At 61.7% G+C, this 15,177-nt stretch carries 14 protein-coding genes; 11 read left to right on the top strand and 3 right to left on the bottom strand.

Going from position 1 to position 15,177, the window contains the following annotated elements; all coding sequences use genetic code 11:
* Nucleotides 1-39 precede the first annotated feature (39 nt).
* Nucleotides 40-1,866, bottom strand: a complete 1,827-nt coding sequence (locus AC2VNO_RS00990; protein WP_486932396.1) for an L-lactate permease — start codon at nucleotides 1,864-1,866, stop codon at nucleotides 40-42.
* 358 nt (nucleotides 1,867-2,224) lie between these two features.
* Between AC2VNO_RS00990 and AC2VNO_RS00985 the strand changes: the two genes are divergently transcribed.
* The 3 genes from AC2VNO_RS00985 to AC2VNO_RS00975 all read left to right on the top strand — a co-directional run bounded on the left by AC2VNO_RS00985 (nucleotide 2,225) and on the right by AC2VNO_RS00975 (nucleotide 4,214).
* Nucleotides 2,225-2,932 (top strand): glutathione S-transferase N-terminal domain-containing protein, encoded by a 708-nt coding sequence (locus tag AC2VNO_RS00985; RefSeq protein ID WP_486932395.1) that lies wholly within the window; start codon nucleotides 2,225-2,227, stop codon nucleotides 2,930-2,932.
* A gap of 122 nt (nucleotides 2,933-3,054) precedes the next feature.
* The gene (locus AC2VNO_RS00980) at nucleotides 3,055-3,408 is read left to right on the top strand and encodes a phasin family protein (RefSeq protein WP_228579744.1); all 354 of its coding nucleotides are present in this window, start codon (nucleotides 3,055-3,057) and stop codon (nucleotides 3,406-3,408) included.
* Nucleotides 3,409-3,827: 419 nt separating this feature from the next.
* Nucleotides 3,828-4,214: a hypothetical protein gene (locus tag AC2VNO_RS00975; RefSeq protein WP_486932394.1), complete on the top strand. Its 387-nt coding sequence runs from the start codon at nucleotides 3,828-3,830 to the stop codon at nucleotides 4,212-4,214.
* A gap of 69 nt (nucleotides 4,215-4,283) precedes the next feature.
* On the opposite strand, the gene AC2VNO_RS00970 is transcribed toward AC2VNO_RS00975, so the two are convergent.
* Nucleotides 4,284-5,639, bottom strand: a complete 1,356-nt coding sequence (locus tag AC2VNO_RS00970; RefSeq protein ID WP_486932393.1) for a uracil-xanthine permease family protein — start codon at nucleotides 5,637-5,639, stop codon at nucleotides 4,284-4,286.
* Between the two features lie 326 nt (nucleotides 5,640-5,965).
* Nucleotides 5,966-6,496 (bottom strand): 2-oxo-4-hydroxy-4-carboxy-5-ureidoimidazoline decarboxylase, encoded by a 531-nt coding sequence (gene uraD, locus AC2VNO_RS00965; RefSeq protein WP_486932392.1) that lies wholly within the window; start codon nucleotides 6,494-6,496, stop codon nucleotides 5,966-5,968.
* A 167-nt stretch (nucleotides 6,497-6,663) separates the two neighbouring features.
* Here uraD and uraH point away from each other — a divergent pair, with 167 nt between their 5' ends.
* The 8 genes from uraH to AC2VNO_RS00925 all read left to right on the top strand — a co-directional run bounded on the left by uraH (nucleotide 6,664) and on the right by AC2VNO_RS00925 (nucleotide 15,147).
* A complete protein-coding gene (gene uraH / locus AC2VNO_RS00960; protein WP_486932391.1) occupies nucleotides 6,664-7,017 on the top strand; it encodes a hydroxyisourate hydrolase in 354 nt (117 codons plus the stop codon).
* 68 nt (nucleotides 7,018-7,085) lie between these two features.
* The gene (locus tag AC2VNO_RS00955) at nucleotides 7,086-8,288 is read left to right on the top strand and encodes a urate hydroxylase PuuD (protein ID WP_486932390.1); all 1,203 of its coding nucleotides are present in this window, start codon (nucleotides 7,086-7,088) and stop codon (nucleotides 8,286-8,288) included.
* A 132-nt stretch (nucleotides 8,289-8,420) separates the two neighbouring features.
* Entirely contained in the window at nucleotides 8,421-9,167 is a 747-nt protein-coding gene (locus AC2VNO_RS00950) for a GntR family transcriptional regulator (protein ID WP_486932389.1), read from the top strand.
* 305 nt (nucleotides 9,168-9,472) lie between these two features.
* The gene (locus AC2VNO_RS00945; protein WP_486932388.1) at nucleotides 9,473-11,101 is read left to right on the top strand and encodes an ABC transporter substrate-binding protein; all 1,629 of its coding nucleotides are present in this window, start codon (nucleotides 9,473-9,475) and stop codon (nucleotides 11,099-11,101) included.
* 49 nt (nucleotides 11,102-11,150) lie between these two features.
* Nucleotides 11,151-12,104, top strand: a complete 954-nt coding sequence (locus tag AC2VNO_RS00940; protein ID WP_486932387.1) for an ABC transporter permease — start codon at nucleotides 11,151-11,153, stop codon at nucleotides 12,102-12,104.
* Nucleotides 12,105-12,122: 18 nt separating this feature from the next.
* Nucleotides 12,123-13,013 carry an ABC transporter permease gene (locus AC2VNO_RS00935; protein WP_486932386.1) on the top strand — a complete coding sequence of 297 codons (891 nt, stop codon included), beginning with the start codon at nucleotides 12,123-12,125 and terminating at the stop codon, nucleotides 13,011-13,013.
* A 26-nt stretch (nucleotides 13,014-13,039) separates the two neighbouring features.
* Complete coding sequence (locus AC2VNO_RS00930; protein ID WP_486932385.1) at nucleotides 13,040-14,113, top strand: ABC transporter ATP-binding protein; 1,074 nt, start codon at nucleotides 13,040-13,042, stop codon at nucleotides 14,111-14,113.
* Nucleotides 14,110-15,147, top strand: coding sequence for an ABC transporter ATP-binding protein (locus tag AC2VNO_RS00925; RefSeq protein ID WP_486932384.1), 1,038 nt, complete (start codon nucleotides 14,110-14,112; stop codon nucleotides 15,145-15,147). Before AC2VNO_RS00930 ends, AC2VNO_RS00925 begins: the two co-directional genes overlap by 4 nt.
* Nucleotides 15,148-15,177 lie beyond the last annotated feature (30 nt).

Here is a 15,177-nt window from a genome sequence, read left to right as displayed (position 1 = left end):
GCCTCGGGGCGCGCTCGTATTGCTCAGTACAGCTCAGGCTTATTCTTCCTGCTCTGCCTCTTCGAAGGGGCCGTCATCGGCCTCGGTAGCCGCTTCCTCAGCCGGCTCCTCTTCCGCTCCATCAGCAGGCTCCTGCTCCATCTGCTCGATGGCGACAGGTTCCGTCGCGCCCACCTCCATGAGCGGGTCGCTGACGTTGAGCACGTAGAAGCCGATCATGGCGATAGCGCCAGCGAACACGAGATAGTAGATCGTCGGCAGGATCGTCTTGCGGATGGTCTCGCCTTCACGGCCGAGCAGGCCAACGGTGGCCGATGCCGCTACCACGTTGTGGATGGCAATCATGTTGCCCGCCGCAGCGCCCACGGCTTGCAGTGCTACCATGAAGGCGGTGGAGAGCCCCAGCTGCTGTGCGACGTTGAACTGGAAGTCGGCCAGCATCAGGTTGGCCGCAGTGTTGGAGCCGGCAATGAAGGCGCCCAGGCCGCCCACGGCGGGAGCGAAGAAGGGATAGATATCGCCCACTCCGTCGGCCACGAATTGCGCCATGGCCACCGGCATGGAAACCAGGTCGGCAGCGTTGACGCCGGAGTTGATCAGTATCCGTACCATCGGAATGGTGAAGATCAGTACGAAGCCGGCACCGAAGATCGTCCGTGAGGACTCGCTGAAGGCCGACTGGAGTTCACCGGCACGCATACGGTGAATCACCGCAGTGACCAGTACCACCATCAGCAGAATGCCGCCGGGCAGGTAGAGTGGGGCAAGACTGCCCGAGACTCCGGCCTCACCGAGGATGTTGCTCCAGCCGAAGGTCCAGGCATTGAGTGCCTCACGCAGCGGGTCGATGGTGCGCGAAGCGACCAGGAACACGGCCAGTAACACGTAGGGAAGCCAGCCCATCCAGGTGGAGAGCGGTGTCTTGCCGGCGATATCGTCGATCTTGATCTCGATCTTGCCGATCCAGTTGTCCGGCCAGCTGCTGCGCTCGGGGAAATCCCAGGTGTCCTTGGGGATCAGGAAGCCCCGACGGGCAGCGGGGACGACGATGGCCAGACCCACCATGGCGCCGATCATCGACGGGAACTCCGGCCCGAGCAGTACGCCTGCCAGCATGTAGGGCACGACGAAGGCGATCCCGGCAAAGATGGCGAAGGGCGTGATCGAAAGCCCCTCTTTCCATGATTTGTTGGCGCCGAAGAACTTGACCATGATCACGACCATGATCAACGGCATCAGTATGCCGATGATGCCATGCACGATGGCCACTTCGGCCGAGATCAGTCGGAAATACTCCAGCCAGGTGTAGCCACCGGCTTCCAGCTGCTCGGTGATGGCGGACTGATTTACGCCGCCGGTGACCCCCACCACGATGGGCGTACCCACGGCGCCGAAGGAAACCGGGGTGGACTGAATCATCATGCCCACGACCACGGCGGCCAGCGCCGGGAAGCCGAGAGCCACCATCAGCGGTGCAGCGACGGCCGCCGGCGTGCCGAAGCCCGAGGCGCCTTCGATGAAGCAGCCGAACAGCCAGGCAACGATGATGGCCTGGACTCGGCGGTCGGGGCTGATACCCGAGAAGCCGTTGCGGATCGCCGCGATACCGCCCGAGTGCTTGAGGGTATTGAGCAGCAGGATGGCGCCGAAGATGATCCACAGGATCGAAGCGGTGAGAATCAGGCCTTGGAAGGTCGAGGCCAGAACCCGGTTGAAGCTCATCTCCCAAGCGAACAGGGCGATGACAGCCGTGACCAGGTAAACGATGGGCATGGCCGTCTTGGCCGCCATGCGAAAACCGATGAGCAACACCCCCGCAAGTATCAAGGGTGTGAAGGCGAGTAGCGCTAAGGTCGTATCCGTCATGACGTTTCCTCGGATTTTCCTTGTTTGGGACCATCAGGCAGGGCCACCCGGCAAGACTAGCCCGAAATAGCCGATTGGGTGGGCAACGATACTAGAGCGAAGAAAAGTTGCCATCTCTGGTGAATTGGTAAGACCAATATTGGTTCTTGCTCGTTTGCTTTTTCTTTCTCTTGTTATGATTTTAAAACAAAGGTTTATGATTTTTTTACGGGCGCTTTAAGACGAGCCACGGTCGATCGTTATTAGACTAATGGACAGCCGTCCCCCACAGCGTAGCCAAGCATGGCGAGATTGGCATCCTCGCCGCAACACTGGCACTATCCGATGACTATCACCAAACGTTCATTGAGGAGGCGCCATGTCACGGGTTCTGTACGATCTCTGCGGCATCGACGAGGGGCTGCGTTTCTCTCCCTATTGCTGGCGTGTCCGCTATGCGCTGGCCCACAAGGGGCTCGATGTCGAGACTCGAGCGTGGCGCTTCACTGACAAGCAAGCGATCGCTTTCGCCGACTACGACAAGGTGCCGGTGCTGGTGGATGGCAACGAAACCGTGACGGACAGCTATTCCATTCTGGAGTATCTGGATCGCACCTACCCCGAACGACCACTCCTTGGTGAAGGCTTGGCCGGGGCCAGGGCGCGCTTCTTCAAACACTATGCCGAGCGTGCCCTGCAGCCGGCCATGATGCGTACCATCATCATGGATCTGCTCAATGCCATTGATCCGCAGGACCGCAATTATTTCCGCGAGACCCGGGAAAAGCGCTTCGGCCGCACATTCGAGGAGTTCCATTCTCCGGCCAAGGGGTTGGCTCAGCTCGATGCAGCTTTGACGCCGCTTCGCGGGCAGCTGGAGTATTGTCCCTTCCTTGATGGCGAGTCTCCTGCCGCGGCCGACTATCTGGTATTCGGCTCCTTCATGTGGGCCAGAGTGGTTTCCACCGCAGACCTCGTCTCAAATGCCGATCCCGTTTACGGCTGGGTTGAGCGCATGCTCGATCTCTACGACGGCATGGGGCGTAAGGCCATGCGCATCACGGATATCGACGGAGCCTACAGATAGAGAGGGCCCCGAAGGGAATGCTGCGTCGCAGCAAAGATGTTGCAATGCACAAAAGGAGCTGCTATGTTGCAATGCATCAAGGCTCATATCCTGCCTTGGAAACGCAACGTAGGAGGTGTCTCATGAGCAAGACCCAAGACAAGACAACCCAGCAGTTCGAATCCCTGTTCTTCGCCCCGGCGCGTGCCTATGGCTCGCTGACCCTGGAGTATTACGAGAAGATGCTGTCGGCGCAGCTGGAAGCCTTCCGCAGCTACTCGGATCTGAGTCTGGCTCAGGCGCGTGCCTGGGTCGACGTCAAGGACTCCGACGGCCTCAAGCAGGTTTTCGAAACTCAGCAGAAAGCCGCCAAGGAACTTGGTGAGCGCCTGCAGGGCGACACCAAGAAAGTGGTCGACCTGAGCCAAGAGTTTCTGCAGAAGGGCCAGCAACTGGCCGAGCAGAACGTCAAGGCCGCCAGCGCCGCGACCAAGTAAGTCGCCGCCGGCATCGAACGAGGCCGTCGCCCAACAGGGCGGCGGCCTTTTTCGTTTTTGTGAATAAAATCTAAACGTATCATGTGGGAAATATAAAAGAGTAATGTCTTATTGAGGCTGCGTTTGTTCAACTTCAGCTGAATCATACTTTTGTGTAGTTTGGCGAGAAATCTGCATCATAAGTCTCGGGGCAAACTATCCTGATTGTACCCTTTACCGATCCATGGCTGTTCTGCCGCCTTGCCAGGCGCGCGGATTAGCCTATCGACTCTAGTCGGGGCGGTACGGGGTAACGGGTGTATCGGCCAAGTCTGGAAGTACGTCAGCTGGCTATAGAACGCTTATATTACCGATGAACGGTCTTGAAGCTTTCCGTACCGCTACATCAGTGGAGTTGAACGAGACAAGGAGTGCTTGCCATGATGTCTAAAGAATTTCTCAAAAAAGTCGGTGTGCTAGGCGTAATCGTTGGCCTGGCAGCTGCCCCCTCGGCGTTCGCTGGTGATCGCGACAAAGAGGATAAGGACGGCGACTACGGCCAGGAAGACCAAACCACCATGCAGGAAGGCAGCGCGACTGGCGCCGCAGGTCAAGGCGCAGGCGAAGCAGGTGAAACGGAGTGGGAAGAGGAGCAGGACCCGGAGGATGCTGCACCGGGAGCGGACAATGATCTGGACCAAGGCGATGATGCGACCGGCACCCAAGCCGAAGCAGGCGGCGCTGGTATCGAAGGGCATGAAGGCACCCAGTCGGGTGATGACGTCGATCCAGACGAGGAAGATGAAGCCGGTACTCAGGCGCAGTAGCCTGTAGCAGTATAAAAAAGATTCATCAGTAACTGACGGGCACCCTAGGGTGCCCGTGTTGTTGAAAAATCAGGGGTTCACCGCTGCGGCTTGAGACTTCTCACGCTCAGGCTTGCCAGGCAGGACGGCATCGAGCAACAGGGCGGCAAGCGCTGCAGGTACGAGCCCTGATTTCAGCAGCAGGCCCGCTTGGCCGGGCATGGTCTCGGCAATGGCTTCCACAGCGGGGAGTCCAATACCCAGGCTCATGGCAACGGCGATGATCAGCATGGCACGCTGGTTGAGTTCGCACTCCTGAATGATTTTGAGCCCTGCCGAGGCGATCATGCCGAACATCACCACCCCCGCACCGCCCAGCACTGCATGGGGCATGGCCGCGACCAAACCGCCCAGCTTGGGAAACAGCCCCATGCAGATCAGTAATATGCCGCCGATCGTCACGACGTGGCGGCTGACCACGCCAGTCAGAGTGATCAACCCAACGTTCTGTGCATAGGCGGTGTTGGGCAGCGTGTTGAATACCGCAGCGAAAGAGGTGGCTACCCCGTCAGCCATCACACCGCCGGAGAGCTCGCGATCCTTGGCCTGACGGCCGGCGCCACCGATGGTGATGGCGGAGATATTGCCGATGGTCTCCAGGCCTACCACGAACATGATCAGCGTCATGCCGATGATGGCGGTCAGCTGGAATTCCAGGCCGTATTGCAGAGGCTTGGGAATGGCAAACCAGGCGGCGTTACCCACACTAGTGAAGTCCACCATGCCCATGGCAATCGCCAGCAGATACCCGCTCGCGAGTCCTACCAGGATGGAGGCGGCCTTGAGGAAGCCGCGTCCAAACTGGTGCACGACGATGGTTACCACCAGGACGAATAGCGCCAGGCCCAGATTGGTGGGTGAGGCGAAATCATCGGCACCGACCCCCCCGGCGGCATAATTGAGGCCCACCGGCATCAGGGTGATACCGATCAACAGCACCACGATGCCAGTCACCACGGGCGAAAACCAATGGCGAATCTTCTTGAGAAAGGCGCCCAGGCCCACCTGAAGAAGCCCGGCTATCAATGAGGCCCCCAGCACGGCGGGGAGGCCGAAAGTGCCTGCAAGGGGGAGGGCCACCGGCAGGAAGCCGAAGCTCGTCCCCTGAACGATGGGAAGGCGGGCGCCAATGGGGCCCATGCCGATGGTTTGAATCAAGGTGGCGATGCCGGCCACGAAGAGGGCGACCTGAATCAGGAAAATCTGTTCGCCAGTCGTGGCCCCTATGACACCGGCAATGATGATCGGCGGGGTCACGTTGCCGGCAAACATCGCCATGATGTGTTGAATCCCCAGCGGAATCGCTTTGCTAAGCGGTGGCATGGCGTCGGGGTTCTGATTGATCGTACGTGAAGGCTTGGGATGCTGAGGAGAGGGTCCAGTCATGGTCAGGCTCTCGAGTTGTTGTTGTCTCGGGTGATGCTTGATGTGCACCACTTACTGAAATTAATGTACACAATCGTGATTCGTTTAAAAGACAATTTGCTTTTATTTTTGTCCACGCGATTGATTTTATGTTTTTAAACAAAGGGTTATATGAATAATGTTGACCGTTTGGTCATATTGGTGGCGCTGTCATGGACGACTTTCAGGCACGAGTCTTCCCCTTCCGAATAGTGCGGGAGGAGATTGAGCAGGGACGTGCTAGGGCAGGAATTATCGGCAAAAGAGGGGGGGGGCGACAGCGCCGAGAGACGACGCTGTCGGATCGCTCAATGCTGGGCGGCGCGGTCATCCAGACGAAAGCGGGCGATGCGGTTGATTTGCTCGATGGCAGTACGACGCTCTTCCTCAGGAGTGTTGTTCTGGCGGGTTTCGAATGCGGCGAGAATGGCATGACGGTCGCTACCCTTCACGGCCATGATGAAGGGAAAGCCGAATTTTTCCTTGTAGGCTGCATTCAGTCGCTCGAAGCGCGCCATTTCTTCGGGGGTGCATTGATCCAGTCCCGCCCCGGCCTGCTCACGGGTCGAATCGTTCGTCAGCTCCCCGGCGATGGCGGCTTTACCGGCCAGGTCGGGGTGGGCGCGAATGACGTCAAGCTGACGCTCTGGGGTTGCATCGCGCAGGGTTTGTCCCATGGCTTCGGCGAGACCCGCCGGGGTGTCCTGTGCCGGGGTCAGGCCACGCTCCCAGGTAAGCTCCGCCACCCAGGGAGAGTGCTCATAGATATCACCGAAGCGGGATACGAACTCGTCGCGCTCCAGCGTACTGGGACGAGGTATCAGTGCTGTGTCTTTCATTCGTGGTCTCCTTGGTCCGTATATGGGCTAGCTGCATGTATCTCGTAAAAGTGTATACAAAAAAATTTTGAAATGTACCATCAAAAGGGCTAAAACTGTCTTCATGATACCGGCCAGACTTGGAGTCGTTTCCCACGGCTCGCGGTCTAACGTAAGGGAGTAATGAAATGGGACGACTCACCACGCACGTTCTGGATACCGCCCTGGGCCGCCCCGGCCAAGGGATAAGAATCGAAGTGTTTCGCCTGGCAGGGGACCAGCGCACCGTACTCAAGACAGTAACCACCAACGATGATGGTCGTTGCGATGCACCCATCCTCGAGGGCAGCGACTTCGAGGCCGGCGAGTACGAACTGGTCTTCCATGCCGGCGATTATTTGCGCCGGCATGGCGTCCAGGCAGCCGAGCCACGCTTCCTCGATGTCATACCACTGCGTTTCGGGGTAGCGGATCCATCCCAGCACTACCATGTGCCACTTCTGTTGTCGCCGTTTGGTTATTCCACCTACCGCGGCAGCTGAGCTTTATTCGAACATTGCCTGCGTTGGCCCCGGGCCGCTGAACAACAACACTGACCGAGACCCCTCAGATGCAAGCTTACCTACTCGATTTCGTCAATTTCATGCTGCGCTGGCTGCACGTTATCGCGGCCATCGCCTGGATCGGCGAGTCGATCTACTTCGTCATGCTGGACAATGGCCTGCGCAAGCCAAAGGCCGCCGAAGATCGCGACAAGGGCGTATTCGGTGAGATGTGGGCCGTGCACGGTGGCGGCTTCTATCACAACCAGAAATACGCCACGGCGCCCGCAAAGCTACCCGAGGACCTGCACTGGTCCTTCTGGAAGTCCTATACCACCTGGCTCTCGGGCTTCGCTCTGTTCGTACTGCTTTACATGACCAACCCGGGCTTCTACCTGGTCAACCCTCACAGCAGCTGGGAGTGGGCCGCCAACATGAGCGGCTGGCAGGCCAACCTCCTGGCCCTGGTGTTCCTGCTTGCCGGCTGGGTGGTCTACAACGAGCTATGCAAGCGCATCAGTCCCAACATGGAGCGCGATGGCATACTCAGCCTCGCGGTCGCCGTGCTGATGGTCGTAGTGGCTTACCTCAGCGTGCAGATGTTCTCGGGCCGGGCGGCCTTCCTGCTCACCGGGGCGGTGATGGCCACTGCCATGTCCGCCAACGTATTTTTCTGGATCATTCCCGGCCAGCGGCGCATGGTCAACGCGATGAAGGCCGGCGAACAGCCAAATCCGCTCGATGGCAAGCGAGGCAAGCAGCGGTCGGTGCACAACACCTACTTCACCCTGCCGGTAGTGCTGCTGATGATCAGCAACCACTACTCCTTCGTGTACAATCACGAATACGCCTGGGTGCTGATGGCGCTGTTCATCTTCGCCGGTGCGCTGATCCGCCAGTTCTTCGTGCTGATGCATGCGGGCAAGATCCAGCCGGCCTACCCGGTAGCCGGCGCGGCGCTGATCCTGGTGGCGTTCTGGCTGGGAACGCCCGGTGGGGCAACCACGGCCGCCAATGGCACCGCCGAGGCACCCAGCCAGGATGAAGTTCACGCCATGATCGATCAGCACTGTGTCGCTTGCCACTCGCGGGAGCCTACCCAGCCCGGCTTCGCCGCTCCGCCAGCCGGTGTGGCCTATGACGACTGGAACGACATTCTGCGGCAGAAGAGCCAAATCCAGCAGGTAGTAGCCAGCAAGTACATGCCGCTTGGCAACATGACCGGAATGACCGACGAAGAGCGGGAGGTGATTGCCGCCTGGTCGGAGTAGGCCGAAAAGCCTCTTCCTGTATAGCGCCCCCGGCCCGCTCGTCTGCGGCGTCGGGGGCCTTTGCGTAGGTTCGATAGTTCGCGGTACTTGTGTATACAATGGCCAGTAAAGATGGGCTGCAAGGAGGTAGACATGAACCAGCGGGAGAGCCTGGCCGACGCTGGCGACTCGGCTAAGGAAAAACCCCGGCGCCTGGGCAAGAACGGCGACGGGGCAGAGCGCCACGAAGCGATCTATCGCACCATCAGCGATGCCATCATCGAGCATCGACTGCGGCCCGGTGCACGCTTGCGTGAGGATGCCCTGTCCGATGTATTCGGCATCAGCCGTACCGGTGTGCGCAAGATTCTCCAGCGTCTGGCCCTCGAACAACTGGTCACGCTGACGCCTCGGCGCGGTGCCAGCGTCACCCGGCCCACCGCCGAGGAAGCCAAGGACGTGTTCGATGCTCGTCAGATGGTGGAGTGCGGGCTCATGCCGACGGTGGCCAAGCGCATCACCGACGACGATGTGCGAGCGCTGCGCGACATGGCCCGCCGTGAGCGTGAGGCGCTCAAGTCGGGCGAGCAAAGCCGCGCCATCAAACTTTCCGCCGCCTTTCACGAGCGTCTGGCGCAGCTGTCGGGCAATGCCACCCTGGCGGCCTTTGTCGGTCAACTCTGTTCGCGCTCTTCGTTGATTCTCGCCGTCTACGGCAGCTCGGGTCACCTGGGCTGCGAGTCTCACGATCATGACGATCTGATCGGTTTTCTCGAAGCGGGCGACGGCGAACGGGCTACGGCCTTCATGGGGCGTCACCTCAAGGCGATCGAGGCCTCGCTATCGATTGTCGAGGAAGAGCAGGAGGCGCCCGATCTACATCAGATCTTCAACCTCTGATGCACTTTGACGGCGCACCCCGTCATCTTGTCTGCACCGATTCGGCGCGCTCGTGCGCAATTTCCTCACTAGGCAGCACCGTGCACGATCACAACGCGGTGCTTTACCCCGTCTCAATCGAGAGCTTTCAAAAATTCAGCCTGATGTTTGTATACTAAATTTCAGTAGCTTGTATTTCTGACTCTCTCGTTCTCGCGCTTTTTCCTCAGATATCGCTTCTTTTGGCCTCGTAATTGCAATGGTCGGGATGAGCTGGACATCGATGATGCCCGGCATTCCGATCAAGAAGAGGGGGAGCGTGAATAATGGTATACAAAAAAATCGCAGCAGCCCTGCGCCAGGCTTGCCGTGCGGCAGCGGTGACCGTCAGCCTGACGGTACTCTCCATGCCGGCTATGGCCGACGGTCAGGTGCTGCGCATCGCCATGACCGCCTCGGACATTCCGCTGACCACCGGACAGCCCGACAGCGGCTTCGAGGGGTACCGCTTTCTGGGCTATACGGTTTACGACGCGCTGATCAACTGGGACCTGTCCTCTGCCGACGACATCAGCGGTCTGACCCCCGGCCTGGCCGAATCCTGGGAGGTCGACGAGGAGGACACCCGGGTGTGGACCTTCACCCTGCGCCAGGGCGTGAGTTTCCATGATGGCAGCGAGTGGAATGCCGACGCCGCCATCTGGAACCTCGACAAGGTCTACGACGAGGAGTCGCCGCAGTTCGACGCCCGTCAGGCGGGTAACGTGCGCGGCCGCATCCCGGCCATGGACCAGTACGAGAAGGTCGACGACCATACCATCCGCTTCACCACGCGGGAGCCGGACGCCTGGTTCCCGTATCAGCTCACCTTCCTGCTCTTCTCGAGCCCGGCGCAGTGGGAGGCGCTCGGCGGCGACTGGGATGCCTTCGCCCGCGAGCCTTCCGGTACCGGGCCGTTCCGGTTGACGCGTCTGGTACCGCGGGAGCGGGCCGTGCTCGAGCCCAACGCCGATTACTGGGACGCCGAACGCGTACCACGTATCGAGCGCATCGAGCTGATCCCCATGCCCGAGTCGAGCACCCGTACCTCGGCGCTGCTGTCGGACCAGGTGGACTGGATCGAGACCCCGGCGCCTGACGCGATCCCGCGCATGCAGTCACGGGGCATGACCATCACCAGCAACCCCTATCCGCACACCTGGCCATATCAGTTCTCCATGCTCGAGGGCAGCCCTTGGCGTGACATCAACGTGCGCAAGGCGGCCAATCTGGCGGTGGACCGGGAGGGGCTCGAGGCGCTGCTGGGTGGCTTGATGGTGCCCGCGGCGGGCATCGTCACACCGGATCACCCCTGGTACGGCGAGCCCGAGTTCGAGACCCGCTACGATCCGGAGGAGGCCAGGCGGCTGCTGGCGGAGAGCGGCTACGGCCCGGACAATCCCGTGCAGGTGAAGGTGCTGATCTCCACCTCCGGCTCCGGCCAGATGCAGCCCCTGGCCATGAACGAGTACATCCAGCAGAACCTGGCCGAGGTTGGCATCGCGCTCGACTTCGAGGTGCTCGACTGGGAGTCGCTGTTCCCCAACTGGCGGCGTGGTGCGGACGATGCTAGCAGCCGCGGTGCCCATGCCACCAACATTACCTTTGGCTGGCTCGATCCGTTTGCCGCCTTCTATCGCTTCATGCACTCGAGCATGGCACCGCCGAACGGCTTCAACTGGGGCTACATGGACGATCCCGAGTACGACCGTCTGCTCGATGAGGCACGGGTGACATTCGATCAGGAGGCACAGGACGCCATCCTGGCCGAGTTCCACGCCCGCATGGTCGATGACGCCGCCTGGCTGTGGGTGGCCCATGACGTGGGACCCCGTGCGATGCAGCCACGGGTCAAGGGCTTCGTCCAGGCCAAGAACTGGTTCCAGGACCTGACACCGGTCTACATCGAGGAGTGAGTCGTAGCGGCGGCAGGTGAAGGCCTGCCGCCGCCGGCCTGGAGGCGAGATGAGTACCTATTTTCTCAAGCGTATTCTCTATGTAGTGCCGATCACCCTGGCGGTGAGCTTCTTCTGCTTCTCGCTGGTGCACCTTTCGCCCGGCGATCCCATGGATGCGGTGGTGTCGGCCGATGCCCCGCGCGAGGTGGTGGCCATGGTGGAGCGCGCCTACGGCTTCGATCGCCCGCTGCCCGAGCAGTTCGCCCTGTGGGTGAGTCGTGCGGTGCAGGGCGACCTGGGGCTGTCGGCTGCCAACGGGCGGGCGGTTACCACCGAGGTATTCGCCGCGCTCAAGAATACCCTGCTGTTGGCGCTGGCGGCTTCCTTGATCGGCTTCACGCTGGGCAGCACCTTCGGCATGCTGGCCGGCTATTGGCAGGGGTCACTGCTCGACCGTGTGGTCACCGGCTTTGCCGTCGGTGGCGTCAGCATTCCCCACTACTGGCTGGGTATGTTGCTGGTTATCGTGTTTTCGGTGGAGCTCAACTGGCTGCCCTCGTCTGGGGCGGGGCCGGGAAGTTCGAGCGACTGGGCGTTCGAGTGGGCCTATCTGCGCCATTTGATTCTGCCGGCCGTGACCCTGTCTGTGATCCCCATGGGGGTGGTGACCCGAACCGTGCGCGCCATGGTGGCCGAGATCCTGGCCCATGAATTCATCGAGGCGTTGCGCGCCAAGGGGTTGGCCGAGAAGCGCGTATTCCTGCATGTGGTCAAGAACGTGGCGCCTACGGCGCTGGCGGTGATGGGGCTGCAACTGGGTTACCTGCTTGGCGGCTCGATCCTGGTGGAGACGGTGTTCTCCTGGCCGGGCACGGGGCTTCTGCTCAACAACGCCATCTTCCAGCGCGACCTGCCGATCCTGCAGGGGACCATTCTGGTGCTGGCACTGTTCTTCGTGCTGCTCAACCTCATCGTCGATCTGGCCCAGGCCAGGCTGGATCCGCGCATTCAGCGCAGTTGATCGCAAGGAGACACGCCCATGTCGCTCACTCTCGATACCGCCGTGTCGCCCATGGCGGCACCACCCGCGGAGCAAGGCTACTGGCGCAGCGTATTCGCCCGCTTGCGGCGCGACCCGGTGGCCATGACCGCCGGCCTGATTCTGCTGGCCATCGTGCTGATGGCGATCTTCGCCCCCTGGCTGGCGCCGCAGAATCCCTACAGCACGAGCATGCTTAATCGCCTCAAACCCATCGGCTCTCCGGGCTTCCCATTGGGCAGCGATGAGCTGGGGCGCGACATACTCTCGCGTTTGATTCACGGTGCCCGGCTGTCGCTGCTGATCGGTGTGATGCCGGTGATCAACGCCTTCGTCATCGGTAGCGCCATCGGCATCGTCGCCGGCTTCGTCGGCGGGCGCACCAATACCGTGATCATGCGCGTGATCGATGTGTTCTACGCCTTTCCCGCCGTGTTGCTGGCCATCGCCCTGGCCGGTGCCCTGGGGGCCGGGCTGGTCAACTCGCTGTTCTCGCTCACGGTCGTGTTCATCCCGCCCATTGCCCGGGTCGCGGAGAGCGTGACCACCCAGGTGCGCAACGTCGACTACATCGAAGCGGCGCGAGCCAGCGGCGCGCGCAGCCTGACCATCATTCGGCGGCACGTGCTGGGCAACGTGCTGGGGCCGATCTTCGTCTATGCGACCTCGCTGATCAGCGTCAGCATGATTCTCGCCTCGGGGCTCTCCTTCCTCGGCCTCGGTGCGCGTCCGCCGATGCCGGAATGGGGGTTGATGCTCAACACCATGCGCGATGCGATCTACGTCAATCCGTGGGTAACGGTGCTGCCCGGGATGATGATCTTCACCGTGTCGATCTGCTTCAACATGCTCAGCGACGGGCTGCGCTCCGCCATGGACGTCAAGCTATGAGCCATCAATCTAGAAAAGAGATCAGCATGAAAGCCACGCCCATGGAGATGAGCGATCCCCGTGACCGCGGTGGCAGAGCCCAGCCGCTGTTGCGGGTCCAGGGATTGCGTAAGCACTTCGTGATCAAGCGTGACCTGCTGGGGCGGCCGCTGAGCCGCGTGCATGCGGTGGACGGCATCGACTTCGAGGTGCGCAAGGGCGAGACCCTCGGCATCGTCGGCGAATCGGGCTGCGGCAAGTCGACCACTGCGCGCCTGCTGATGCATCTGCTGCAGCCGGATGGCGGCGAGGTGATCTTCGACGGCGACCCGGTCGGCACGCGGGGCGGCCTGTCGTTGCGCGAGATGCGCCGACAGATGCAGATGGTGTTCCAGAACTCCTACGCTTCGCTCAATCCGCGCATGACCATCGAAGAGTCGATCTCCTTCGGTCCGCAGGTACACGGGATCGGCCGGCGTGAGGCGCGACAGCGAGCCCGGCGGCTGCTCGACCAGGTGGGGCTGCTGCCTGAACGCTTCGCGCAGCGATACCCCCATGAGCTATCCGGCGGCCAGCGGCAGCGGGTCAACATCGCCCGGGCGCTGGCGCTCGAGCCGCGCCTGCTGATCCTCGATGAGGCGGTATCGGCGCTGGACAAGTCGGTGGAAGCCCAGGTGCTCAATCTGCTCGGCGACCTCAAGCGGGAGTATGGGCTGACCTACCTGTTTATCTCCCATGACCTCAACGTGGTGCGCTACATCAGCGACCGGGTCATGGTGATGTACCTGGGCAAGGTCGCCGAGGTGGGCGACAGCGAGGCCCTCTACCGCGCTCCGGCCCATCCCTATACCCGGGCGCTGATGTCGGCGATGCCGTCGATGGAACCGGGACTGAGGACCCAGACGGCCCCGCTGGCCGGCGACCCACCCAACCCCATCGACCTGCCGCCGGGGTGCCGGTTCTGTCCGCGTTGCCCCATGGCCGTGGATGTCTGCCGTGGCACTGAGCCTGCGCTTGCGGTGCTGCCGGGCGGCGGGCATCTAGCGGCCTGCCACCGCGCCGCCGAGGTTCAGGCCGCGGTGACGCACACGCAGCCAAGCGCCGAGGAGAGTGTTCGATGAAATCCGATGTCATGACCCGTACGGCCACCCAGGCGCCGCTGGCGGCTCCGGCCGACCCCATGGTCGAAATCTGCGACCTGCATGTGCACTTCGGCTCGGCTCGTCGCCCGGTGCAAGCGGTAAACGGGGTCGACCTGACCCTGGCGCGGGGCGAAGTGCTGACCATTCTCGGCGAGAGCGGCTCGGGCAAGAGCGTCACCCTGCGCAGCCTGATGCGCCTGTTGCCGGAGCGCAAGACTCGACTGACGGGGAGCGTACGCGTCGACGGACAGGACGTACTGGCCATGTCGCGGAGTGGGCTATCCCGCTTTCGCGGGCGTACGGCGGCGATGATCTTCCAGGAGCCGATGCTGGCATTCGATCCTGTGTTCACCGTCGGCGATCAGATTGCCGAGACCGTGTGTCGCCACGAGGGAGTTAGTCGGCGTGAGGGATTGGCCCGCGCCCTGGAACTGTTCGACCGGGTGCGCATTCCCTCGGCCAAGCGGCGGCTCGCCAACTACCCTCACGAACTCTCCGGCGGCATGAGCCAGCGGGCGATGATCGCCCTGGCCCTGTCGTGCCGGCCCAAGCTGCTGCTGGCCGACGAGCCGACCACCGCGCTGGATGCCACGGTGCAGATTCAGATCCTGCTGCTGCTTCGGGAGCTGCAGCGGGAACTGGGCATGTCGGTGATATTCGTGACCCACGACATGGGGGTGGCCAACGAGATATCGGATCGCATTGCCGTGATGTACGCCGGACGGCTGGTGGAAACCGGTGCTGTCGACACCGTCATCGCCCAGCCGCGTCACCCCTACACCCTGGGATTGATGCACTCGCGTGCCACCGGCGAGCTGCGCGGGCAGCGCCTCAGCGCCATTCCCGGAGCGCCGCCGGACATGTCGGCGCCGCCGCCCGGCTGTGCTTTCGCCCCGCGCTGCCAGTATGCCGACGCGACATGCACCCAGGCCCTGCCCGGCATGAGCGAGCTGGGCGACGGCCACCGGGCGGCCTGCTGGCGGCTAAGTGAAACCTGTGGCGGGGCTGCCTGATAGTGACAAGGCGGCAGCGATGATTCCCCC

Source organism: Halomonas sp. TH-94 (assembly GCF_057473365.1).
Note: the sequence above shows the minus strand (reverse complement) of the source record. Positions and strands in the feature narration are given on the sequence as shown.